This window comes from Leptospira mtsangambouensis (genome assembly GCF_004770475.1).
Classification (GTDB): domain Bacteria; phylum Spirochaetota; class Leptospiria; order Leptospirales; family Leptospiraceae; genus Leptospira_A; species Leptospira_A mtsangambouensis.
This window is the reverse complement of the sequence record NZ_RQHK01000002.1, coordinates 281,087-303,515: the sequence shown is the minus strand read 5'-3', so window position 1 is coordinate 303,515 and position 22,429 is coordinate 281,087. Positions and strand designations below refer to the sequence as shown.

Sequence of the window (22,429 nt, the reverse complement as noted above, 5' to 3'; positions counted from 1 at the left end):
TTCGACTATTAAAAGTTTGGTGATAGTTAGAACCTATTAAACAAACAATCCTTCAACAGATAAGTATCTTTCTCCTGTATCATAACAGAAGGTAAGAACTTTTGAACCTGCAGGAATTTCTTTTAATTTTTTGGAAACTGCCGCAAGGCTTGCACCAGAAGAGGTTCCAATAAAAATTCCTTCTTTTTTGGCCGCAAGAACTGCCATCGTAAAGGCTTCATCTTTACCAACGGTAATGATTCCATCCAAAAGTTCTGTTTTACAGTTTTTAGGAATGAATCCAGCACCAATCCCTTGGAGAGGGTGTGGACCAGGTTTACCACCACTGAGAACAGGAGAACCTTCTGGTTCCACAGCAAATACCTTGAGTTTAGGAAATCTCTTTTTTAAATTTTCAGCACATCCAGTGATATGACCACCAGTACCCACACCGGTAATGATATAATCCAAACCGTCTGGGAAATCTTTAGCAATTTCTTCTGCTGTTTTTTCTCTGTGAACTTGGATATTGGCTTCGTTTTCAAACTGTTGTGGCATCCAAGCATTTGGATTGGCAGCAACAATTTCTTGCGCCTTTGCAATCGCACCAGGCATCCCTTTTTCCCGAGGTGTCAGCTCAAACTTTGCACCATAAGCTGCCATAATTCTTCTTCGTTCCACTGACATATGTTCCGGCATTACGAGAGTGATCGCATAACCTTTAACAGCTGCTACCATCGCAAGACCGATACCAGTGTTTCCAGAAGTAGGTTCCACAATAAAAGAATCTTTTTTTAATTTTCCGGATTTCTCTGCTTCTTCGATCATAGCGAGAGCAATTCGATCTTTGATCGATCCACCTGGATTTTGTCTTTCGAGTTTCATATAAACTTCATGGTCGGTTCCAAAAAGTCGTGACAATCTTACGTGAGGTGTATTTCCGATGGCTTCTAGAATGCTATTTAATTTCATAATTTCTCCGCTCTGTCACATTTTAAGAGAAAAAGCGGATTTGTCCACAATGAAAATTAGAAAACTTAAGGAGCGCGAAAGGAAACGAGAAATTTGTAATCAGATTTCATTTGTTTTAAAACCTTGGAGTTATTCTCGGTTTGGATCACCTTTTCTAAGTAAGGTGCTGACGTTCGAAAATCCAATCGCTTCAGTGCATCTGATGCTTTTCCTCGGACTTCTGGATCTTTGTCTGTCAGAGATTCTAAAACGGATTTATAATTTTGGTTTGGTAATCGTTCCAAACCAACCACTGCAGAAAGAATCGAAATTTTGGCATATGGGACGGACTCTTTTCCCAATGCATTTTCTAGGTCAGACAAAGATTCTTTTTTACCAGAAAGATACATTGCATCGGCGGCTGAACTACGAAGATAAAAATTAGGACTCGTGAGAGCGGATTTGATTGTCGATTCTGACTCGGGAGTCAGAGGCAACGAACCTAAAGCCCGTAAAATTTCACCACAAGCCAATGTGATGGGAATATCACCATCCTCGTAAAAATAAGGACTGGATGGAGATTGACCATCCGCAACACCATCTTTTAATGTTCTTCGTTTCGGTGGGTTATGTTCTGGAATATTCGCAGATTCTTTTTGGTAAGTTTTGATTAAATACGAAACAGCGATTTTGTCCCCTTTTTTACCGAGTGCTTGTGCTGCATAAAATTTAACTGCAGGAGCATTTCCAGGGCTTGAAGGAAAATGGGGAGAACCTTCCATCGCAGAAATAATATCTCGAATCCCTTGGCCTGATTTAACAAAGGTAAGTTTGTCAATGGCATCACGAATTTCAAATACATCGGAAGAAGAAAGTCTGGCACGTTGGATTTCAAAAAAACGTTCGTCTGTATCTGCCAATAAACTGACAGATACAAAGAGAAAACAAAGTAACAAAAAAACCTTTCGAATCATTCTAAACCGCCTCTAAGTAGGGACGGAAATTCTTATCGTTTTTCGTTAATTTTCCTTCAATTTTTCTGCCACTTCCTTTAATTTTTCGGAAAGATCGCCAAGTGTAGCTTTGTCTTCTTCCAAAATGGATTGGCTGAATTTTTCCAGATCCCTTTGGATTTGTTCCTTCTTTTCGCTGGCCCGAGATGCCATTTTGCGCAAAAGATCTTCTCGGTAGTGGCTAAAGTCTGCTTCTTTGAGTTCGCCAAGTTCAACCATGGAATTTACAATTTTTTCCAGACGTTCCGAAGTGAGGTAGTTAGCTCCAATGCCCCCAAGGATCAATCGCTCAAAGAGACCTGAAACATCTCGTCCCGTTTCCCGGATGAGAGAGGTCAACATAAAGTTGGAAAAGTCTTCGTTCCTTTGTCCGAGACTCACCTTCAGAAAGGTTTGTCCCAAAATTTTGGGAGTGATGTCCTCTCCTGTCATATTGTCTTGGACTTTGATTTCTTCTCCTCCGATGATCATCTTCGCCACATCCTCAAGTGTGATGGTGGAGCTAGTTTCTGGATCATAAAGTCTTCGGTTTGCGTATCGCTTAAGGAGCTTCATCGGAGATGCTTTTTAAAATGACTTTCAAGCCTAGGGGGTCAACTAAAATACAATCGTAATGGACAATCTATTCGGTGCTGTTTTGACACAACTTCCCGACGCAGAAAAAAACCTAATCGTAACATGGTTACAAGTACAAGGGTTCGTCATAAAAGAATGTACACAGAAAACTTGGAAAGACCATCCAGACTCCATTCGCCTTTTTTCAAAACCAAGTCCTGAAATTGCAAAAGAATTATTGGATTGGAGCATCGAACCAATCTTATGCGGTAGTTTTACAAAAGAAGAAAAAGAAAATTATAAAAACAACGGAGTTTCTTTGTTATGGGAAAAACCATTCACAGAAATCCATACTTTGCCATGTAAAACCTTACCTATGTCAAAATTGACTTGGGTCATTTACACAAAGGACCAAAATCTAGACAAACATCTGTCAGTATTTTTAAAAACCTTGGGACATACAGTTTATGCAGAGGGAAATTTAGAATTTCTTCTCAAAAGGATCCAAACAGGGCCTTGCCATTTTTTAATTTTGGATTGGGATGTAATTGATCCACACATTACGGTACCAGGTCTTACAAAACTAAAAAGAGAAAAACAGTTTTTATCCATCGGGATCAAAGACTTTATGAAGGAACATCTTTATAGGGATCTAAAAACTGGAATAGGAAATATCTCAGAAGTATTAGTTTCCAAACAAGATTTTTGGAATGTCCTGATCCATAGTTTTCCTTTGGAAGAAGAGGCTAAAACCCAAACCAAATGGAAAGAAAAAACAAAATCAGTTTCGAAGTTAAGTTTTACGTTCCAAGAAAAAAAAATTCCCATTACCATGCAACTCACAGAAACCAACATCATCAAAAATGAAGTTTCATCCCCAGAAGCCGAGAATCTTTTGGATTTATTTCATTGGTTTTTATAACGAAGTTTAAAACTCATCATTCAAAAAGTAACATATCGTCACTGGAAAGTTCACCCGCACCACGGTTCGGAAAGGCCTGTTCAAAAAAAAGAGCAGCAAGTAAATCGAAGTCTTCATCTTCTTCACGATTTTCCAATTCCCAAAGTTCATTCCTACGTTTGATGAGTAGAGATACAGTGGCATCTTCCAAAGCAAACTCTATCTTCAATCGATTCAGAGTGCGAATGAAAAAATTTAAATTATAAATTACATAGTCTCTGAAATAGGTAAGACCTGCGATGGTAGGTTCATATTTCAAAAGTGCTTCCGTTAAATAACAGGCAGTTTTTAAATCTTCAGTAGCTCCTGTTTCTTTATAGGCCTTAAAGATATGATGTACTGATTCATGCATAGAAATTGTAGAGTGATAAGAATCTTCGATAAGCCTTATGGCTTCCGGATGAGATTCCATATAAGCAAATACATCCACAATTTCGCGATTGGCAGTTGCCCGTTTTCTTTCTGCATCACAAGGGTCATCTGTGATTTTTGGATCTACAAGAAGGATGAATAGGTATTTGGTTTCAAAAGCAAATCTAGATTCCTTTGGAATGTAGTATTCGATCCATATGGGTTCTTTGTAGTAATCGAGTGATTCTTGGAAGCTGAGCTCAGGAGTGACCTTGAGTGATTTGAGTTTTTTTACGTCATCAGTGATGACCTTTTTTCCTTCTACCCTAGTTTTACTGCGTTTGATTTGTCGGAGTTCCGACTTATTCAAAAGCGGTTTGGGTTTGAAGGAAGAGTCCATGTTATATCATCGACAAATTAGAAAAAGCGCAAAAGAAAAGAACGGAGCCAAAATCCAATTGGGCTTAAGATTCCTGTATCTGAAAACACAACCTGCCCATCTTCATTCAAAAAAACAGTCGTAGGATAAGCAGAAATCCTCCATTCCTTTAACATTCTGTAGTCGGCAGCATAAATGGGATGTTTGGCATCAGGAGTGAGTTTTGTCATGATGTCTTTGGTTTCTTCGGAATCCTCTGCTTCTAAAACAGAGAGGAAGATTGTGGATTTTGGTAAAAACTTCAAATTGGCTTCTAAAAGGGGGGCGTAGGCTTTGCAGATGGTGCACCAAGTCGCCCAAAAATACACTACCTTGGGATGCCCCTTCCAGGAATTGGCTTCTGTGGGAGTGGTGGCAAGGATTTCGATGGGCACACCGGGACGTGTGTCCCTTCCCTTAAAGTATGCAAAACAAAGGGTGGTCGAAAAAAAGAAAACAAAGGCGGAGACCACCTTCCATCCATACGGTAACTGCTTCCAAATTTTCATAGTCTCTATTGTAAGACTGGGGTTTGGCCCGATATGTTCCCAAACATTAAAAATAAGATGAGGAGTAACCAAATAAACCCAGAAACAAGAACACTGACATCTGTGAGGATGGCTTTGGTTGGGTTATGACCCATGTTCTTTATATAAATGATATAGAGGGAACGAAAGATTGCATACACAACAATAGGAACTGTATACACCATATAAGGGGTTCCTAAACTTTTGGCAGTTTCGGGACTCACCGTATACATCACATAACTCACAAGAGTTAAGGTGGCAACCACAGCCATCATCAAATCCAAAAACTCAATGGAATACTCTTCCAAAATTTTTCTATGTTTCCCTGCATCAGTTTTTAGGATATTGATCTCACCTCTACGTTTGGAAAATCCCCAGAAGAGTGCCAACATAAAAGTACAAAGTAACAACCAATGAGAAAACTCGACTCCAATGACAACCGCACCCGCAATGGCACGTAACACAAATCCAATGGAGATACTCATCACATCCAAAATCACAATGTGTTTCAAAACCTTACTGTATAACATATTAAAGAATAAGTAGAAGATTGTGAGATAAAAGAAAACAGGAGAAAGTTTATAAGCACCAATGAGAGCTACTGGTAAAATGACTCCTGTAATTGCTAATGCAATGCCAGAGTCCAATTCTCCGCTGGCAAGTGGTCTATGTTTTTTCTCTGGATGTTTTGCATCCTCTTTTTGATCTAAAAAATCATTAAAAACGTATTGGCAACTTGCCACCAGTGAAAAACAAAAAAAGGCCAAACAAACTTTTGTGAATGAAGGGAGTTCAAAGATTTTTTTAGAAAAAATCAATCCGGCAAATAGGATAATATTTTTTACCCACTGAGGGACACGCATCAATTTGAGGTATAGGTAGATCATTTTTTCTTCACTTTATGGGCTTCAATGTATTTCATTTTTAATTTGATAGTTTTTGCATCCGAAAGAATTGGAAAAACCAAATGAATTTGTGGATCCCTTCCGGTGGTGATCATCTCCACTAATTCGCCTGGTGTCTGTTTTCCTGCAGTTTTGATATCAGAGATCTGTAAAAAATCTTGGTAATCTTGCGGTAACAAACTATCGCTTACAACAAATTTTTTATGATACAGTTCTTTGCCTTTCGAATCCAAAATGGAAACTTGGTCGAAAGAAAATCGAATTCCTCTTTGTTCCAAAGGATCAATGCGAAGGCCACCAAACGTAGACATTGAATCAGGTAAGGTCCATTCATAATCTACCCAATTCCCAACGTCTTTTTTCAAAACAGGTTGTGATACCATCAATGACTCAGAAGTTTCTGGTTTATCTTTACTGATGAAACTATATAACTTGATGGATTGGTCTTTCATCTGGGGGTATTTGTATTGGTAGTAAACCAATACAAATATAGAAAAAGAAAGAACAACACTCAGTAAAAAAAATCGAATCTGTTTGATGAATCGAAACTGATCCAAAACAGTTTGGTATCGTGTTTTAAATTCCTTTTTGGATTCATACAAAAGGTATTCATAGGTATCAACAGCTGAGGACAAAACCTCATCCATCTCCTTTTCATTGAAACGATGGACTTGGTCCAAAGATTTGATGAATCCAAACGGTTTTAGTTTTCTATCGGTTTCAGGGAAAACAAAACTACTTAAGTTTCCGCCGGTTGGGATTTGCGTTTGGTTGGTTCTTTGTAATTGAAAGTTTATTAAATCGAATGCCAAAACCTGAAACAGAAGTTTTGCATCTTCTAATTTTTCATTAGTCAAAAGAAGCTCAACCGATTCCAAACGAGACTCTAGTTTGGCCAAAACTTCCTTTTGTGATTCCTTTTGTTTCTCCAACGTTTGTTCCTGGGGCCCCAAAACAGGAGCCTTCCAAGGAGAAAATAAAAGATCTCGAATGCTTAATTTCACAAATACCAAGTCTTCCCCATCCTCAAAATACTAAAACTGATTTTTATGTCCATTCTAACCGACTTGGATTTTCACGCCGTCATCAACTGTTCCCATTTTAGGAACTCCGGAGTGTCCAGTGGCAGCAATGAGGACGGTAAAAATGCCCACTCGACCCACATACATGACGGCTGCATAAAATAACTTTTCGATGTCCCCGAGTTGGGATGTTAAGTTCAAACTAAAACCAACTGTGGAAAAAGAAGAGATAAGTTCGAAAAAAATGACATGGAGTGAGTGTTGGTTTTGGTCCAAAATTCCAAGAAAAATAAAGACAAATGCGAGAGCAATGGTGGCAAGAAAGTAAACACGAATGGCAACTGCCACAGAGTTTTTGGAAACGGTCTCCCCAAACAACATCACCGGTTTGGAAGGTTGGATTACATTTTTCAAATAGGCAAGTAACAGAACAAAGGTGGTAATTTTAATACCACCGGCGGTTCCTTGGGGTCCACCACCAATAAACATAAGAACTGTAATGATGATCACTGTGGCATCATTTAAATGACCAAGATCCATTGTCGAAAAACCAGCCGTACGGGAACAGACAGACATAAAAAAAGCATTGGAGATTTTATCCACAAGTGCTAACCCATGGAAGGTATGTGGGTTTGATTTTTCTAAAAAATAAATCCCAACAAAACCAAACAAGAGTAAAGTGAAAGATCCATACACCAAAAGTTTGGATTGGATTCTTGTGGTTTCACCCCGTAAATGTTTGTTATAGTCTTCAATCCTGTTTTCTAAAAATGCAGAGAACTGAGCTGGAAGTAACAAAAACCTAGGAACATTTCCTGTTTTTAATGCCTTCTCCATCATCAGAGTTTCTGCCATCACTTCAATGCGATATACAATCCGCACAAACACAGTGAGAAGGAATTTTTCCAAAAGAATGATCACTGGAAATCCAATCCCTCCAAAAATCACAAGGCCTGAAACAATGTACAATGAAAATGGATCCAGGCGCAAAGCACTCAGATCATCTGTAATCGAAAAACCAGCGTTATTGAAGGAAGAGATAGCCGTGAACAAAGAAAAAAACCAACGAGTGTTTCCTCCCTCCACTCCATCTGGCATATGCAAATAAAGTCCAATGGCTCCTAAAATTTCTAAGGAAAAAGAAATATTGATGATGGAGAGTAACATCCGATTGACTTCATTTGTGGCAAGGGATTCCGTTTCGGCTTGGGTGTCGATGGCCGCTCCGACAAAGGCATTAAAACGGGCATTCCTAGAAATTCCTTGGGTGATGAGAAACCCAACTATCACTGTAAAACTAATGATCCCAAGTCCTCCCAACTGGATGAGAAAGAGCATAATCCAATGGGTAGAATGTTCTAATCCGGAAAGTGGGACGGGAGAAAGTCCAGTCACACAAATGGAAGATGCCGAAAGATAAAAACTGTCTACGTAGGAAAGTTCCCCAAGTTCCGAAATATAAAGGGCAAAGGAACCAAGGAGGATGGCGGCAAAAAACCCCAAACAAACCACTCGGGCAAAGGACAGTGTTCGAAAAAATCGATTGAAGTGCGCTAGTGGCATATACCCTGAATCTCTAATTTCTCCAGGATTTTCCCTTTGACCAAAAATCCCAAGTACTTTACAAACGCAGTCCATTTCAGATTTTGGTAGAATCAATTCAACTCTAACCTTATTTTTGAGGAAAATATGACCTCTGCGACAGAAACAAAACGCGACCCTAAATTGGAAAGAATCCGTAACATCGGAATTTCCGCGCACATTGACTCGGGTAAAACAACCCTTACTGAACGTATTTTATTTTATACGAACAAAATCCACGCCATCCACGAAGTACGTGGTAAAGACGGTGTGGGTGCTACTATGGACAGTATGGACCTCGAAAGAGAAAGAGGGATCACAATCCAATCAGCGGCAACTTATGCCACTTGGAAAGACATTACCATCAACATCATCGACACTCCGGGCCACGTTGACTTTACCATCGAAGTAGAACGTTCCCTTCGTGTACTTGACTCTGCGATTATGGTTCTTTGTGGGGTTGCTGGTGTTCAGTCACAATCCATCACTGTTGACCGTCAGATGAAACGTTATAGCGTTCCGCGTGTTGCTTTTATCAACAAACTTGATAGAACTGGTGCAAACCCTTGGCGCGTGATCGAACAACTTCGTGAAAAACTCCATCTCAATGCACACGCTGTACAACTTCCGATCGGTTTGGAAAACGACCTGAAAGGGATTGTTGACTTAGTCGAGATGAAAGCGTATTATTTCGAAGGTCCAAACGGACAAGATATCAAAATCACTGATATCCCTGACGAGTTAAAAGACCAAGCAAACGAAAAACGCGAGGCTCTTCTTGATGCAGTTTCTCTTTTCAGTGATGAACTCACAGAAGAGATGTTAGAAGGTGCGCCAACAGAAGCACGAATCAGAGAAGCGATTCGTCGTGGGGTTCTTGCACTTAAATTTGTTCCTGTATTTATGGGTTCTGCCTTTAAAAACAAAGGGGTTCAAAGACTTCTTGATGGAGTTGCTGATTACCTTGCATCTCCTTACGATGTTGAGAACAAAGCAAAAGAAATCGGAAACGAAGAAAACGAATTCAACTTAGAATCAGATCCAGAAAAACCATTAGTTTGTCTCGCATTCAAACTAGAAGATGGTCGTTATGGTCAGTTAACTTACGTTCGTGTTTACCAAGGTAGACTCGAAAAAGGGATGACTATTTATAACTCATCTAACAACAAACGCCACAACATTGGACGTCTTGTTCGTATGCACTCCAACGATATGGAAGATATCACAAAAGCAGAAGCTGGGGATATCGTTGCTCTATTCGGTATTGATTGTGCCTCTGGGGATACCTTCACTGATGGAAAAGCAAAAGTGACTATGGAGTCCATGTTTGTTCCGAACCCGGTAATTTCTCTTACCATTGAATGTAAAGAGTCTAAACAACTTCCAAACCTTGCGAAGGCACTCAACCGATTCACTAAGGAAGATCCTACCTTCCAAACAGAAATCGATAAAGAGTCTGGACAAACCATCATCAAAGGAATGGGAGAACTCCACCTCGAAGTTTATATCGAACGTATGAAACGTGAATACGGAGTGGATCTAGTCACAGGAGCACCACAGGTTGCTTACCGTGAAACCATCACTAAGTCTGCGGATTTTGATTACACTCATAAAAAACAAACGGGTGGTCAAGGTCAGTTCTCTCGTGTGGCTGGTTTTATCGAACCAATCCCACAAGAAGAAGGAAAGGACTACGAATTCGTAGATAAAATCGTGGGTGGTTCCATCCCTCGTGAATACATCGGATCTTGTGACAAAGGTTTCCGTTCTTGTTTAGAAAGAGGATCCCTCATTGGATTCCCTATCATCGGAGTTCGTTGTGTGATCAATGACGGTGCTTACCATGATGTGGATTCATCAGATATGGCATTCCAAATTGGTGCTCGTTACGGGTTCCGCCAAGGATTTGGAAAAGCAGCCCCTATCATCCTCGAACCAATCATGAGAGTGGAAGTAGAAGGCCCAACTGAATTCCAAGGAGCGATCCTTGCTTCGGTAAACCAAAGACGTGGTATGATCTTAAACACAACCGAAGAAAACGGTTATGCTAAGATCGAAGCGGAAGTTCCTCTTGCAGACATGTTTGGTTACTCCACAGTGCTTCGTTCCTCTACTCAAGGAAAGGCTGAGTTTGCTATGGAATTTTCCAAGTATGCTCCCGTTCCAAGAAACGTAGCGGACGAGCTTATGAAAAAATACAAGGTCAACAACAAAGAAGAAGAATAAACCCTTCTCCCTTTGGTTTGATTTTGGAAAAGGCGGGTTCTTCCCGCCTTTTTTATTGCCCTCTCGATTAAGACCTGTCGATACATTTAGAAGGGTAACCGGATGCGAAATCTTCGATACTTTCTATTTTTTTTGGGCATCGTTTTTGTATCCCCCACTTCCTCCAAACAAAGTCCAAAACCAGAGCTCACTTCCAATTACCGTGTGGTCAAAGGGGATTCATGGTTTGGAATCGCTCGAAAATTCAAAGTTTCAGCGGAAACCTTAGCCAAGTTAAATGGTCGTACCACAAGTGAAAATCTTTATGAAAGAGAACTGCTAAGGATTCCGAATGGAAACGAAAAGATTTCTGTTTCCTCCCCCGAATCACTCATCAAAGAAAAACCCTCTTATCCTCTGGACAGGAAGGAAAGAGTCGTCAAAAAATTTTCTGAACTCACTTATGACCCTCACAAAGGAATCCAATTTCAAAGAGGCAACTCTTCTCTTGTTCGGGCGAGTTTACCCGGGAAAGTAGTCCATGTCGATTATATGGACGGGTATGAAAACTTTGTCATCCTAGAACACCAAAATGGACTCTATTCCGTTTACGGAAACTTGGAACGAATCCAGGTAACTGAAGGCCAACAAGTGAAATCAAAAGACAGGTTGGGAATCTTAGCAAAAGACAAAGGCCTGTATTTCCAAATGAACAAACAAAAACAAAGTTTAAATCCTGAACGAATTTTGGAGGTAGGAATTTAATGACATACTCGATTCTCTTCCAATCAGGTTCTGTTCATCGGAATGGAAAATTAGAAACGAATGATCTCCTTGTAGAGGGAGAAAAAATTTCGAGAATTGAAACCAACCTTTCACCAAACAATGGTTCTTTCACCATTTCACTCAAAGGAAAAAAAGTTTATCCAGGTTTTGTCAATTCCCATGACCATCTACTTGCCAGTTATCTCCCCAAAGTAGGTGGAAACGAAAAACACAAATCTTGGTTGTCCTATGATAATTTGTATAAAAGCTCCGGTGTCTTTGCAGAACGACAACAAATAGATCCTGAAATTTTATATTATCTTGGTGCTTATAAAAATCTTTTTGCCGGTGTCACAACTGTTTTTGATCACATCCCCCATTACATTCAAAATCCATTTCGGGGCATTTTACCTGTTAAACTCATCTCCGATTACACTTTGGCTCATTCTATTGGAAATTATAGTTTGGGTTGGGGAGAGGGTCCGGCTCTCGAATACAGAATGGCAGAACATGCAGGACTTCCTTTTGTCACCCATCTTGCAGAAGGATTAGATGATGATTCCAAACAATCCCTTCGTCTTTTAGAAAAAATGGATGCCCTTGGCGGACATTCTGTACTCGTACATTGTTTGCCTTTTGGACCAAAAGAAGTGGAAAAAATTCTAGAAAAAGGTGCCTCTGTTGTTTGGTGTCCCACTTCGAACCTTCATATCTTTGGTAAAACAACCAATATCAAACTCTTTTTGGATATGGGAGTTAACGTTTGTTTGGGGACAGATTATTCACCAAGTGGGGCAGTAAATCTTTTAGAAGAATTAAAAACAGCAAAATCGATTTATTTCGGGTTGTATGGAGAAGAATTACCCGAAACTACATTACTAAAAATGGTCACAGAAAACCCAAGGAAAGCGTTTCGATTAGGAAATCCTGATGCACTCATGCCTGGTCTATCTGCCGATTTACTCATAATAAACGATGATAAAAAAGCAACTGAGGTCAATCTGTCCGATCTTTCTTTCCAACAAATCGATTTAGTTGTGGTTGATGGATATCCAATTTATGGTTCAGAAGAATACCGATCTCTCTTTTTACATTTTGGTTTAGAAACGGAAGAATTATCATTTAGTGGTAAAAAGAAATTGGTTGCAGGTTCACCAAAAAAACTCTTGAAACAAGTTTCTGACAGTGTCGGTTATAAAAAGAGTTTGGCTTTTTTACCTAATTTTTGAAAATGAAGCGCAAGCGAGGCATGAGTTGTCAGGTCCCATAGTACGTAATTACAAAGGAGGTTCCATCGTCTACTTCGAGAAAGACAAGGCGGAGGATATCTTTGTACTACAAAAAGGTCGTGTTGTACTAACTTACACGAATATCAACGGTGTGGAACTGAAAGAGGATGTAAAACTCGGTGAGTTTTTCGGAGTGAAGAGTGCCATCGGTCGTTATCCTAGAGAAGAGACGGCACAAGTCATAGGAGCCGCTACAGTTCTTGTCTTCAAAGTCCCCGAATTCGAGAAATTTGTCTCAGACAAAACCCATCTCATCATCAAAATGCTCAAAGTGTTCTCAAGCCAACTCCGCCAGGTCCACCGCCAGGTTAGGGAAATCCTCGGACAAGGAGAAGCCAAGAACCCCGCTTTTGAACTGATGAACGTTGCAGAAGTTTTTTATAAAAATGGAAACTTTGAACACGCAGCTTACGCTTTCGAAAAATACTTACAACATTATCCAGACGGAATGTACACTGACCGAGCTCGCCAACTTGTTGATTTGGCTCGTAAAAAAACGCCTTTCCCCCTCACCATACAAGAGTTAGTTTATAAGCCGGAACCTGGAGCCCAAGCAGGGAAACTTCAGGAAATGTTAAAAACGATGGCTGTCCCATCCCAAAACTCTGGATCCAACATCGACCCCAATTCCATTCTTTCCCAATATGATAAGGCCTCAACTCTTATGAATGCAGGAAAGTATGCGGAGTCCATCGATCTATTCAAAACGGTATCAGAGAGAACAGATTCTGTTACCCAAGAAGAAGAACAGTTTGTCGAAAACTCTTTATTTTATATGGGTAAGTCTAGTTTCAAAGCCAAGGACTATCCTGGAGCGATTTCCCATTTTTCTAGTTTTATTAAAAAATACCCCAAAGGTCTTTTACTAAAAGAAAACCTTTACCACCTAGCACTTGCTACAGAGGCTTCGGGGGAAAAAGAAAAAGCCAAACAGTTATTCCAAAAGGTAACGCAAATGCCACCTTTGGATGATAGTATCTCAGAAGATGCTAAATCCAAACTCAAAGGAGGCAAATAGTGAACGACCAAATGTTAGAAGCCATGTTTGGAAAGTTTGGAAAGGTATTTCAACCGAACGAAGTATTGTTTTGTGAATACGAACCTGGAAATGACTTTTATTTAATCAAAGAAGGAAAAGTCAAAATCACAAAAACCATTGGAACCAGTATCAAAACCTTGGATGTTTTGGAAGCTGGGGATATTTTGGGAGAGATGGCCATTTTGGAAGAACAACCTCGTTCTGCCACTGCCATTGCTGTGACTGAAGTGAAAGCCCTGAACTTCAACCGTGCGAATTTCGAAATGTTAATGACGAAAAACCCGGCCCTTGCCATGAAACTCCTTCATATTTTTTCCTTTCGGATTTATGACCAAAAACGCCGCCTCATGATCCTACTTATGGATGATATCATTGGAAAGGTATGCGACGTCTTTGTGATGTTATACGAAAAGCAGTATAACAATGATGTATATAACGAAATCATCCTTTCTGCCACTGTGGATGACATTGCCAATTGGTGTGCCCAACCTGTAGGCGAAGTCCAAAAGGTCCTCATGCAATATGTAAAAACAGGCAAACTAGATCTCTATCCGGATAAAATTGTTATTCACAATATCTCCGATTTCCAAAGGATAGTGAATCAGAAACGTAAACCTACGTAAAAGCTCCCATAGCTCAGGTGGATAGAGCACTAGTTTCCTAAACTGGGGACACAGGTTCGAATCCTGTTGGGGGCAAAAGATATGGCGGAACAACCAGGAACCCTACTTTATTATTTAAAACGATCTGCAGAATTTCTGGAAAAAAAGGAAATTCCAAATCCCCGTGTGGACGCCGAATGGATCCTTTCCGATCTTTTAAATCTCCCACGTATCAAACTCTATTCCCAGTTTGAAATGCCGCTTGGCCAAAAAGAAATCGACATTTACCGCGAACGAATTGTAGAACGAAGCAAAAGAAAACCTGTCGCTTACATCACTGGTAAAAAAGGATTTCATAAATTTGAATACTTGGTAACAGAAGATGTCCTCATCCCAAGGCCCGAAACAGAAGAACTTGTGGACTACCTTTGGAAAAAAAAAGAAGAGCTATCCTTCACTGAACCAAGTCCTTTACAAATTTGGGATCTATGTTCGGGGAGTGGTTGTATTGGCCTTAGTCTCACACAACTTCTACCAACGAGTGTTGTGACTCTCTCCGACCTTTCGGAAAAAGCAATTGGTGTCAGTCGTCGCAATTCTGAAAAATACAACTTAGACGAGAGAACTAATTTTTATGTTTCTGATTTGGACGCAGAGATCCCCAAAGAATTATTATTTGATTTGATAGTCTCCAATCCCCCTTATATTCCAGAATCAGAAAAACCAGAAATTATGCCGGATGTCCTCGATTATGAACCGCATCTGGCACTCTTTGTATCTGATTTTAAAGAATTCCACAAACGATTGTTATCTGTAGTATTTAGTCGATTAAATCCAGGTGGGAAACTCATGATGGAAACCCATCCTTTGTACATAGAAGAACTAGAAGAGATGGCAAAAGGGTTGGGTTTTATCGGGACTAAAAAAATCTTAGACAGCTCTAAGAAAGAACGTTTCCTCTTCGCCGAAGCCCCGCATTCATCCTAGTGGTTGGATCTCTCTTTGCCAAAAAGTTGGACTGAGGATTGGATTTTAAAAAGTAATAAATAAAGCTCTTTTTCGTCTGTTTCTGTTAGGTCCTTTCGAAAAACAAAATCTGCCGATGCGATGATGGGAAGACCCTTTTCCCAAACATCTTTTCCCTTTTTGGTAAATCGTAGATTGTATTGGCGTTTGTCGGTTTCTGAGATTTCACGTTTCACCCAATTTTTTTTGACCCAACCATCCACGAGTCTCGAAATCGTGGTTTTGTCTTTTACCAGCCTTTCACTCAATTCCTTTTGGTTTAAACTTTCCGATTCTGACAAAGGAAGAAGTGACATCCATTCTTCAAACCGCATCCCAATTCTTTTTTTGATAAATTCTTCCGAAAGAAACCGGCGCATTAAAAGCAAAGTTTCGCTCATATAAATCCCGAGATAACTTGATGTGTTTTCCAGTTTCACGATTCCAGTCCAAAGATTTTAGAAATATTGACAAGCTTTTTTAGTTGCAACCTGCAACCATATAGTTGTATAGTGCAACTATATTCAAAACACAAAAATAGAGAATATACGAAACCTTTGAGGAAATGTTATGGAATGGAAATACCAAACAATCGAAAGAGAGGGATTTGCCCTCCAAGTGGCAAAAACTAAAAATGGAGGCCCACCCCTATTTTGGATAGGAAGTGCCTTGTACTATCCAAGAGTCATCCCAAGTGTGATGGCCGAAAAATTCGAAATCACTGTGGTGGACCAGAGAGGGTTTGCCAAACGATCCAGTTCCTCAAAAGAAACAAAAGAGGATTATTCTTTAGAGAAACTACTCGAAGATTTTAGTTTCCTACAAAAAGAGCTAAAAATCCCGGCCTGTCCTATCATTGGCCATTCCGGGCATGGGTATATGGCATTGGCTTATGCAGCAAAATACCCAGACCAAGTCAAAAACCTTGTGATGGTCTCCACAGGCCCAAGCCACGGAAGTCCTATGTTCGAAGCAGAAGTTTATTTCCAGAAACATGCCTCTGATCTTCGTAAAGAGGCACATTTGGAAAACCAAATCCAGTTTCAAAAAAATATAGAAAGAACACCCGAAGATTTTTTTATCCATTATTGTGTGAGTTTGGAAGCCAAAGGGTTTTACCAAGTTCCCTTTCCATCTAGAAAGTTTTGGGAAGGAATCCATACAAACAAACTTGCCTTTGATTTTTTGTTTGGTGAAGTGTTTCGAGACATTGAAGTATCTGATTTCTTCCAAAAACTTTCTAAACCGATTTGGATTTGTATGGGGAAAGAAGACTATCAGGTGGCACCATACTACACTTGGGATCCTATCTTAAAAGAGTTTCCAGAAATCAAAATGACTGTGGTGGATAAGTCTAGCCATTTGCCTTTTTTGGAAAGGCCGGAGGAATTCCTAAACGAATTTCAAAACGCCCTGCTTGGCAGGTAGACAATAAAAAAGCCCGTCACCTTTCAGGGTGCCGAGCTTTTCAGAAATCAAAAACACTAGTCCTAACAGAATGACTTCCCTAAAGACTAAAAATGTTTTAACCTAACATGTCTTTTACTTCGTTTCTTTCTTCTTTCAACTCGTTGTGAGTGATGTCAAATTTTTCCTTACCGAATGCATTGATTTCAAGGCCGGTAACGATCTCTACTTTTTTGCCATCTGATTTGAGCGGGTATCCAAAGATAAGACCTTTGTCCACACCATACTCACCATTGGAGTGGCAAGCAGCACTGAACCAATCACCAGCTTTTGTAGGAGTGACAATGTTATGCACTGTATCCACTACTGCGTTTGCTGCAGAAGCCGCAGAAGAAGCTCCGCGCGCCGCAATGATCGCTGCTCCTCTTTTTTGAACAGTAGAGATAAAATCACCTTTTAACCATTCTGTGTCTGAAATCAAATCAGTGGCTGGTTTTCCTTTGATTTTTGCATTGTAGAAGTCAGGGTATTGAGTTGCCGAGTGGTTTCCCCAAATCGCAACGTTCGATACGTCTTTCACGAGAACTCCTGCTTTCTGAGCAAGTTGTGTTTTCGCACGGTTTTCATCAAGACCTGTCATCGCAAACCATCTGTCAGATGGCACACCTTTTGCGTTGTTCATTGCAATGAGTGCATTTGTATTACAAGGGTTACCAACCACAAGAACTCTTACGTCACTAGCTGCATTCTTTTCGATTGCCTTTCCTTGTGTTGTAAAAATTCCACCGTTGATTTTAAGAAGGTCTCCCCTTTCCATTCCTGCTTTTCTTGGAACAGAACCAACAAGAAGTGCCCAGTTGATGTCACGGAACGCCTCATCAATGTTAGAAGATACTGACACTTTTTCGAGTAACGGGAAAGCACAGTCATCCAATTCCATAATGACACCTTTAGCGGCTGGAAGGGCTTGTTCCAATTCCAATAATTGGAGTTCCACTGCAGTGTCAGGTCCAAACATTTGTCCTGAAGCGATACGAAATAGGAGTGCGTATCCGATTTGTCCGGCAGCACCTGTAACAGCAACTTTTACTTTTTTGCTCATATAAATTTTCCTTTAATTTTATAATTTATGATTATTGTTTTAATTCTTTTTGGATGATCTCATCGAAATTTTCGAAAGGAAGAGCTCCCGAAACAAAGATTCCATTGATAAAAAACGCTGGAGTTCCACTCACACCCACTTTTTGTCCATCTTGGATATCTGCATCGATTTCTGCTTTCAAATTAGATGCATCTTTCATACAAGATTGGTATTTGTCTTTCGAGACACCAGCTTTCACTACCAACGCATCTACATTAGCTTTCCCTAAGTTTCCACTGTTTTCAAAAAACAAGTTGAACACATCCCAATACTTTCCTTCCGAAACAGAACAGTTAGCGGCCATATGTGCATACATTGCATCTTGGTGGAAAGGTAGAGGAAAATCACGGAAGACCCATCGGATTTGACCTTTGTATTTTTCACGAAGTTTTTGGTTCACGTCTTGGCTTCTTTTGCAGAATGGACATTCAAAGTCAGAAAATTCGATGACCGTAATTTTTGCATCTTTCGGTCCGATGGAAGGGTTATTTTTTTCTTCTACAGTCACTCTTACCGCAGCTGGTTCTTTGATCAAAAACTCAACTGGATATTTGGTTACGATATCTCGATAAACAGCACGGCTATGTTCTTGTTCTTGTTGGCTTTTAAGGAAACCAACAATTTTGTCTTTTGTTTCGTTCAAAGACTTTCCACCTAACTGAGCTTTGTTTGACATATAAACATTTAGGATATCTTCTTCAGATGGTTCTGTTGGAGTGAAACCTTGGTTTAACACTTCAGAAGGTTTGATGTTTTTATCTTTTGCAACAAGTTCGAATAATTTATCCTGTGCAAACTCACCAAGGGTGTTTTTGATCAGGCTTTTGTATTCCGATTGGAATTTGGAATAAGCAATCGGAGACGTTTCTTTCACATCACTCAGGTCATATTTTTTTCCGCCGATACTGACTGCATCTTGGGTAATGTATTCCCGAACAAAGGAAGGAACACTGACGATAAAGAGAAGGGCGAAAACGAAGTTGGTAGCTAGGACGATTTTGGAGATGGGATTTTCCATCCACTTTTTAAAAATATTTTCCATCCCTGCCAGCTTCCCGCCCATAAAGCGGACAATCAAACGGAAAAAAGCTAAAAAAATCTTCGATTTTCGCTAAAGCCAACTAGCAAATGTCCGAAAATCTGAGGGAGGGAAAAGGATAGTTTTTTCTCAAAGTGCAGATCCTGAACACGGAGGTTTGGGAAAAATGAATACAATTAACATTCAAGGAAACTCACACATTCCCCCCACGATTCCCACCCAAACAGGGAAACAATCGGAGGAAGGAAAAGAATCTTTCCCAGAGAAGGCTCCCAAGGCTCGGACGGTGACGAAGGTCGAGGCAAATCCGGAAATCAAACCAGAGGATTTAGTTTTAAAACCAACTCCTGCCTCTTTAGAAGAGAAACTAAACCAAATCATCTCGCCGGAAGAAGTGAAAGACTTACTTTCTTTAGTCACACGTACCCCACTACCGTCCCCAAAAAATCATAAGGTAGATACAAAAAGGTAAGTTTGTTTCTTAGTATTGCCATTCTCGACAGTTTCATCCTGGTCCTTAGCGGAGTGTTGACCGTTGCCGTTTTGGGACTAGGACTTGTTGTTTACAACCAATTCATCCATCCCGTCATTTCCAGAAAAGAATCGGACCGATTCATTCCCGTACAAACCGGAGACAAATACGATCTTGTGGTCGACGAACTCAGTCGATTTGCCAGTTTTCATATCGGAAGTAAAACCGGAAACCTCGCCACCCGTTGTAATGCGATCTCAGAAGACCATCTCATCTTTCAGTTCAAAAAAAGTCGTGATAGCGAAGATTATACCATTACCGTATTAAAAAATGGACCAACTTTCTACAAACCACCACGGATGGAACATTATGGAAAAATGGAATCCAAAGAAAGTTTTGAATCTTATGAAATCATTGGCCACCCAGTCGAATTTCGAATCTCAGATAAAATTGCCAAAGAGCGGATGGTAAACTTTATTGAAATCTCCCTGACCTCTTCTTTTTATTTCAACAGATCCGGAAAAGAAAGAATGAAGTTTACCTTTGAAGTGGGAAAAATCCAACCAGGGATCAACCGAAAAGTTAGGTTTCGTGGAGATGTTTACGGATTTGGAAAAGAAGAAGGAGCCGACGAAGACTAAAACTATTTGAATTGGATTCGAACACCGAGTCCATCCGGTTTCACTCGTTTGAATGAATAAGGAATCTTTGCCTCACCCATCACTGTAGAAATTGTTTTTTCTAATTCAGCCTGTTTGGTTTTCACTGACTTTCGTTCTAAAAATACAAGTAAACTTGGTCCGGATCCAGACAAACAATATCCAATCCCTGCCTGTGTTAAGGTGTCTGCCAAAGGAAATAAGGGAGAAGATTTAGGAATTCGGTATGGTGTATGCATCTTATCTTCTAAACCAACGAGAAGGTCACCAAACTTTCGTTTGTCTAAAAAATGCATCCAAGCGCCAATCCGAGACAAATTAAAAATCACATCAGCTGTGGCATAAGATTTGGGAAGTGTTTTCCTAGATTCTTCAGTGGAAACATGGTACTCTGGTGTTAAAACAAAAATGACAACCGAAGAAGGAAATTTTTTACGAAAGTATCTAAGCTTTTCACCAAACGTTGAATAGGCGAAAACAAACCCACCCAAATAAGCGGGTAATGTATTATCAGGATGACCTTCAAATTCAGCCAAATATTGAGTAAATGCAGGTTCCGTGGGAACAGACGTAGCTTCCAATCGTTTGTGAACTTCCCTGGCCAAGGATAAACCAGCAACAATGGCCGAAGCACTAGAACCAAGTCCACCTTTTAAGGGCAAAGATAGACTCATCTTACAATGATAAGGTGGAGGTGTTACATTCGGTAAAAATTTTTTAAAATAGGAAAGATAGGACTGATAAACCAAATCTTCTTTTTCTGAGAACGGCAAGGGTTTGCCGTTTTTTAATTCTGTTTTGGACTCAGTAATATCTTTTGAAAAACTAAATTCAAATTGGTTATGAAGATCCAAAGCAAGACCCATAAGGTCAAAACCAGGTCCCAAGTTGGCGGAAGTTCCCGGCACTTGGATCAGAATCTTAGGAAGGCGAATCATCGTTTCGCCCAGGCTCTAAGACCTGATTCGAAAATCAACCTCTCTTTCTTGCGAGGAATTGTTCTACAACATGAAGACCACCAAGGACTACCGCCGGAATTCCTTGGCCTGGATAGACAGTGTCTCCAGTAAGAAGTAAGTTTGGATCTTCCGAGCGGTTACTCAACATACGGAATGGATTCGAAAAATAGGAACCAGGAATCCCTCCCACTCTCCCAAATTTCCGACCTGTCCATGTTTTCCATGTAACAGGTGTTGCAGAATGTAAAAATATAATTTTGTCTTTTTGAAACCAAGAAAAACTTTCCTCTAAGGTTTGAATGATAATCGATTCGATTCTTTTCTTTTTTTCTTGGTAGGAAGGATCGCGAATCCAAGATTGTGGATTTTCGATATGGGTTGAAATCGACAGGATACGAATTCCTTTTGGGGAACGAATGGGATCCTCAGGATGGGAAAGAGAAAGAAAAATGGAATTCCCTCCTCCATATGGTAAAACATCCTTCAAATGGATCTGGTGGTGAAGGCATTCCGTTTTTGCCCATTCTTCAGATGGATTGGTTTCTATGGCCATCCCCATGGAAAAAGCACCCCAAATTCCTTTTTCAAATTTCATAGTTTTCTTTTTTAGTTTTGGCAAGTCCTCTGTGATCTCTGTTAGGTTCCAGATAGGAAGATTCGAAACCACCAAAGGTGCTTGAAACAAATTGTGTTCTCTATTTTTTGTATGTAATTCCCAAATCATTTTTGGATTTGTTTTGGTGAATCCGATTTTTTTCAGATGGATCACTTCTTGTTTATAGAGAATTTTTCCGCCATTTGATTCTATTTTTTGCAGGATCGATTCGGAAAGACTCACCATCCCTCCTTTGACAACATAGTTTTGTAATTGCGGATAAGTAAGCCCGATAGACGCAAATGACATGGAAATTTTTGTCGATGTTGTTTGGCTTGTGATTAAAAGTTGTTCTTCTAAAAATCGAATCCATTGTTTGTTTTTAGTAAGACCCAAACATTTTAAAACGAAACGTAAGGAGATAAAGGAAAAAAACAAAACAAGTAAGTCGCGGAGCCGAAACGCACCCATGGATTTCCAAATATCGGTAAGATTTTGGAAAGGGAAAAATTTATATCTTCCCGACAAACTCCAAAGAGAATCAGAAATCAAATAACAAAGTTTCCAAAATACCTCCATCTGCATATCGCCACCAAACACTCGTTTTGCTTCCGTAATCCATTCCTTGCGGTCTTGGAAACGTTCAATGGTTTTTCCATCCATATGGACTACCATCGATCGTTTTAATGGGAAAAGAGGAAATTGAATTTGAAAATCTGTGGAAAGTTTATGAAAGGGAAGACCAGGTTCCAATCCCACAAGGGTTGTAGCACCTGATTCAAAGACAAAACCATTCTTTTGGAAACTAGAAGCACAACCACCAGGAGCTGTGCCTTTTTCTAAAACCAAAACTCTTTGGCCTTTTTCTGAAAGTGACAAAGCAGCACTAAGTCCGCCAAGTCCAGAACCGATGACCACTACATCCCAAAATGTATCCATCCCTCTGTAGACCATCCTACAGAGAAAGATGGAGATAAATTAAAAAGTTT

At 39.9% G+C, this 22,429-nt stretch carries 23 protein-coding genes and 1 tRNA gene; 11 read left to right on the top strand and 13 right to left on the bottom strand.

The window, feature by feature from the left end; translation table 11 throughout:
* Positions 1-36: 36 nt before the first annotated feature.
* The 3 genes from cysK to EHR01_RS01315 all read right to left on the bottom strand — a co-directional run bounded on the left by cysK (position 37) and on the right by EHR01_RS01315 (position 2,498).
* A complete protein-coding gene (gene cysK, locus EHR01_RS01325) occupies positions 37-951 on the bottom strand; it encodes a cysteine synthase A (RefSeq protein ID WP_004788535.1) in 915 nt (304 codons plus the stop codon).
* Positions 952-1,016: 65 nt separating this feature from the next.
* Positions 1,017-1,904, bottom strand: a complete 888-nt coding sequence (locus EHR01_RS01320; protein ID WP_135692820.1) for a HEAT repeat domain-containing protein — start codon at positions 1,902-1,904, stop codon at positions 1,017-1,019.
* A 45-nt stretch (positions 1,905-1,949) separates the two neighbouring features.
* Positions 1,950-2,498 carry a polyhydroxyalkanoate synthesis regulator DNA-binding domain-containing protein gene (locus tag EHR01_RS01315; protein ID WP_004789271.1) on the bottom strand — a complete coding sequence of 183 codons (549 nt, stop codon included), beginning with the start codon at positions 2,496-2,498 and terminating at the stop codon, positions 1,950-1,952.
* A gap of 58 nt (positions 2,499-2,556) precedes the next feature.
* Between EHR01_RS01315 and EHR01_RS01310 the strand changes: the two genes are divergently transcribed.
* Positions 2,557-3,420 (top strand): hypothetical protein, encoded by an 864-nt coding sequence (locus EHR01_RS01310; RefSeq protein ID WP_135692817.1) that lies wholly within the window; start codon positions 2,557-2,559, stop codon positions 3,418-3,420.
* Positions 3,421-3,436: 16 nt separating this feature from the next.
* Here EHR01_RS01310 and EHR01_RS01305 read toward each other — a convergent pair whose 3' ends face one another.
* From EHR01_RS01305 to EHR01_RS01285, 5 genes are read right to left on the bottom strand one after another with little or no spacing between them, the layout of a single operon-like run.
* Positions 3,437-4,210: a hypothetical protein gene (locus EHR01_RS01305; RefSeq protein ID WP_135692815.1), complete on the bottom strand. Its 774-nt coding sequence runs from the start codon at positions 4,208-4,210 to the stop codon at positions 3,437-3,439.
* A gap of 17 nt (positions 4,211-4,227) precedes the next feature.
* Complete coding sequence (locus EHR01_RS01300; protein WP_135692813.1) at positions 4,228-4,737, bottom strand: TlpA family protein disulfide reductase; 510 nt, start codon at positions 4,735-4,737, stop codon at positions 4,228-4,230.
* Positions 4,738-4,742: 5 nt separating this feature from the next.
* Positions 4,743-5,642 (bottom strand): decaprenyl-phosphate phosphoribosyltransferase, encoded by a 900-nt coding sequence (locus tag EHR01_RS01295; RefSeq protein ID WP_135692811.1) that lies wholly within the window; start codon positions 5,640-5,642, stop codon positions 4,743-4,745.
* Positions 5,639-6,673, bottom strand: coding sequence for a hypothetical protein (locus tag EHR01_RS01290; protein ID WP_135692809.1), 1,035 nt, complete (start codon positions 6,671-6,673; stop codon positions 5,639-5,641). Before EHR01_RS01290 ends, EHR01_RS01295 begins: the two co-directional genes overlap by 4 nt.
* A gap of 45 nt (positions 6,674-6,718) precedes the next feature.
* The gene (locus EHR01_RS01285; RefSeq protein WP_135693868.1) at positions 6,719-8,245 is read right to left on the bottom strand and encodes a TrkH family potassium uptake protein; all 1,527 of its coding nucleotides are present in this window, start codon (positions 8,243-8,245) and stop codon (positions 6,719-6,721) included.
* Between the two features lie 126 nt (positions 8,246-8,371).
* Here EHR01_RS01285 and fusA point away from each other — a divergent pair, with 126 nt between their 5' ends.
* The 7 genes from fusA to prmC all read left to right on the top strand — a co-directional run bounded on the left by fusA (position 8,372) and on the right by prmC (position 15,150).
* Positions 8,372-10,489, top strand: coding sequence for an elongation factor G (gene fusA, locus EHR01_RS01280; protein WP_135692807.1), 2,118 nt, complete (start codon positions 8,372-8,374; stop codon positions 10,487-10,489).
* A 102-nt stretch (positions 10,490-10,591) separates the two neighbouring features.
* Positions 10,592-11,233 carry an LIC_10271 family cell wall hydrolase gene (locus EHR01_RS01275; RefSeq protein ID WP_135692805.1) on the top strand — a complete coding sequence of 214 codons (642 nt, stop codon included), beginning with the start codon at positions 10,592-10,594 and terminating at the stop codon, positions 11,231-11,233.
* Positions 11,233-12,462, top strand: a complete 1,230-nt coding sequence (locus tag EHR01_RS01270) for an amidohydrolase family protein (RefSeq protein ID WP_135692803.1) — start codon at positions 11,233-11,235, stop codon at positions 12,460-12,462. The genes EHR01_RS01275 and EHR01_RS01270 overlap by 1 nt, the downstream gene beginning before the upstream one ends.
* A 25-nt stretch (positions 12,463-12,487) precedes the next feature.
* On the top strand, positions 12,488-13,540 hold the full coding sequence (locus EHR01_RS01265; RefSeq protein ID WP_135693867.1) for a tetratricopeptide repeat protein: 1,053 nt from the start codon (positions 12,488-12,490) through the stop codon (positions 13,538-13,540).
* An 11-nt stretch (positions 13,541-13,551) separates the two neighbouring features.
* The gene (locus EHR01_RS01260) at positions 13,552-14,184 is read left to right on the top strand and encodes a Crp/Fnr family transcriptional regulator (RefSeq protein WP_035983956.1); all 633 of its coding nucleotides are present in this window, start codon (positions 13,552-13,554) and stop codon (positions 14,182-14,184) included.
* Between the two features lie 2 nt (positions 14,185-14,186).
* Positions 14,187-14,259, top strand: a tRNA-Arg gene (locus tag EHR01_RS01255).
* 6 nt (positions 14,260-14,265) lie between these two features.
* Positions 14,266-15,150, top strand: a complete 885-nt coding sequence (gene prmC, locus EHR01_RS01250) for a peptide chain release factor N(5)-glutamine methyltransferase (protein WP_135692801.1) — start codon at positions 14,266-14,268, stop codon at positions 15,148-15,150.
* On the opposite strand, the gene EHR01_RS01245 is transcribed toward prmC, so the two are convergent.
* Complete coding sequence (locus EHR01_RS01245; protein ID WP_135692799.1) at positions 15,147-15,569, bottom strand: MarR family winged helix-turn-helix transcriptional regulator; 423 nt, start codon at positions 15,567-15,569, stop codon at positions 15,147-15,149. The genes prmC and EHR01_RS01245 overlap by 4 nt on opposite strands.
* A gap of 169 nt (positions 15,570-15,738) precedes the next feature.
* Between EHR01_RS01245 and EHR01_RS01240 the strand changes: the two genes are divergently transcribed.
* Positions 15,739-16,596: an alpha/beta hydrolase gene (locus EHR01_RS01240; RefSeq protein WP_135692797.1), complete on the top strand. Its 858-nt coding sequence runs from the start codon at positions 15,739-15,741 to the stop codon at positions 16,594-16,596.
* 97 nt (positions 16,597-16,693) lie between these two features.
* On the opposite strand, the gene EHR01_RS01235 is transcribed toward EHR01_RS01240, so the two are convergent.
* Complete coding sequence (locus tag EHR01_RS01235; protein WP_135600831.1) at positions 16,694-17,677, bottom strand: malate dehydrogenase; 984 nt, start codon at positions 17,675-17,677, stop codon at positions 16,694-16,696.
* Positions 17,678-17,708: 31 nt separating this feature from the next.
* Positions 17,709-18,758, bottom strand: coding sequence for a DsbA family protein (locus EHR01_RS01230; protein WP_135692795.1), 1,050 nt, complete (start codon positions 18,756-18,758; stop codon positions 17,709-17,711).
* A gap of 163 nt (positions 18,759-18,921) precedes the next feature.
* Between EHR01_RS01230 and EHR01_RS01225 the strand changes: the two genes are divergently transcribed.
* Positions 18,922-19,227 carry a hypothetical protein gene (locus EHR01_RS01225; RefSeq protein ID WP_135692793.1) on the top strand — a complete coding sequence of 102 codons (306 nt, stop codon included), beginning with the start codon at positions 18,922-18,924 and terminating at the stop codon, positions 19,225-19,227.
* Between the two features lie 2 nt (positions 19,228-19,229).
* A complete protein-coding gene (locus EHR01_RS01220) occupies positions 19,230-19,868 on the top strand; it encodes a hypothetical protein (RefSeq protein ID WP_135692791.1) in 639 nt (212 codons plus the stop codon).
* Between the two features lie 2 nt (positions 19,869-19,870).
* On the opposite strand, the gene thrB is transcribed toward EHR01_RS01220, so the two are convergent.
* Complete coding sequence (thrB, locus tag EHR01_RS01215; protein ID WP_135692790.1) at positions 19,871-20,824, bottom strand: homoserine kinase; 954 nt, start codon at positions 20,822-20,824, stop codon at positions 19,871-19,873.
* 34 nt (positions 20,825-20,858) lie between these two features.
* Positions 20,859-22,379 carry a phytoene desaturase family protein gene (locus tag EHR01_RS01210; protein WP_135692788.1) on the bottom strand — a complete coding sequence of 507 codons (1,521 nt, stop codon included), beginning with the start codon at positions 22,377-22,379 and terminating at the stop codon, positions 20,859-20,861.
* Positions 22,380-22,429: the final 50 nt, after the last annotated feature.

Bases quoted from the DNA above. Each gene is read 5' to 3' on its own strand.
- EHR01_RS01210 (WP_135692788.1), bottom strand. From the start codon at position 22,379: ATGGATACATTTTGGGATGTAGTGGTCATCGGTTCTGGACTTGGCGGA.
- EHR01_RS01315 (WP_004789271.1), bottom strand. From the start codon at position 2,498: ATGAAGCTCCTTAAGCGATACGCAAACCGAAGACTTTATGATCCAGAA.
- EHR01_RS01270 (WP_135692803.1), top strand. From the start codon at position 11,233: ATGACATACTCGATTCTCTTCCAATCAGGTTCTGTTCATCGGAATGGA.
- fusA (WP_135692807.1), top strand. From the start codon at position 8,372: ATGACCTCTGCGACAGAAACAAAACGCGACCCTAAATTGGAAAGAATC.
- EHR01_RS01260 (WP_035983956.1), top strand. From the start codon at position 13,552: ATGTTAGAAGCCATGTTTGGAAAGTTTGGAAAGGTATTTCAACCGAAC.
- EHR01_RS01225 (WP_135692793.1), top strand. From the start codon at position 18,922: ATGAATACAATTAACATTCAAGGAAACTCACACATTCCCCCCACGATT.
- cysK (WP_004788535.1), bottom strand. From the start codon at position 951: ATGAAATTAAATAGCATTCTAGAAGCCATCGGAAATACACCTCACGTA.
- EHR01_RS01300 (WP_135692813.1), bottom strand. From the start codon at position 4,737: ATGAAAATTTGGAAGCAGTTACCGTATGGATGGAAGGTGGTCTCCGCC.
- EHR01_RS01240 (WP_135692797.1), top strand. From the start codon at position 15,739: ATGGAATGGAAATACCAAACAATCGAAAGAGAGGGATTTGCCCTCCAA.
- prmC (WP_135692801.1), top strand. From the start codon at position 14,266: ATGGCGGAACAACCAGGAACCCTACTTTATTATTTAAAACGATCTGCA.
- EHR01_RS01235 (WP_135600831.1), bottom strand. From the start codon at position 17,677: ATGAGCAAAAAAGTAAAAGTTGCTGTTACAGGTGCTGCCGGACAAATC.
- EHR01_RS01310 (WP_135692817.1), top strand. From the start codon at position 2,557: ATGGACAATCTATTCGGTGCTGTTTTGACACAACTTCCCGACGCAGAA.
- EHR01_RS01305 (WP_135692815.1), bottom strand. From the start codon at position 4,210: ATGGACTCTTCCTTCAAACCCAAACCGCTTTTGAATAAGTCGGAACTC.
- EHR01_RS01295 (WP_135692811.1), bottom strand. From the start codon at position 5,642: ATGATCTACCTATACCTCAAATTGATGCGTGTCCCTCAGTGGGTAAAA.
- thrB (WP_135692790.1), bottom strand. From the start codon at position 20,824: ATGATTCGCCTTCCTAAGATTCTGATCCAAGTGCCGGGAACTTCCGCC.
- EHR01_RS01320 (WP_135692820.1), bottom strand. From the start codon at position 1,904: ATGATTCGAAAGGTTTTTTTGTTACTTTGTTTTCTCTTTGTATCTGTC.
- EHR01_RS01230 (WP_135692795.1), bottom strand. From the start codon at position 18,758: ATGGAAAATATTTTTAAAAAGTGGATGGAAAATCCCATCTCCAAAATC.
- EHR01_RS01275 (WP_135692805.1), top strand. From the start codon at position 10,592: ATGCGAAATCTTCGATACTTTCTATTTTTTTTGGGCATCGTTTTTGTA.
- EHR01_RS01245 (WP_135692799.1), bottom strand. From the start codon at position 15,569: ATGAGCGAAACTTTGCTTTTAATGCGCCGGTTTCTTTCGGAAGAATTT.
- EHR01_RS01285 (WP_135693868.1), bottom strand. From the start codon at position 8,245: ATGCCACTAGCGCACTTCAATCGATTTTTTCGAACACTGTCCTTTGCC.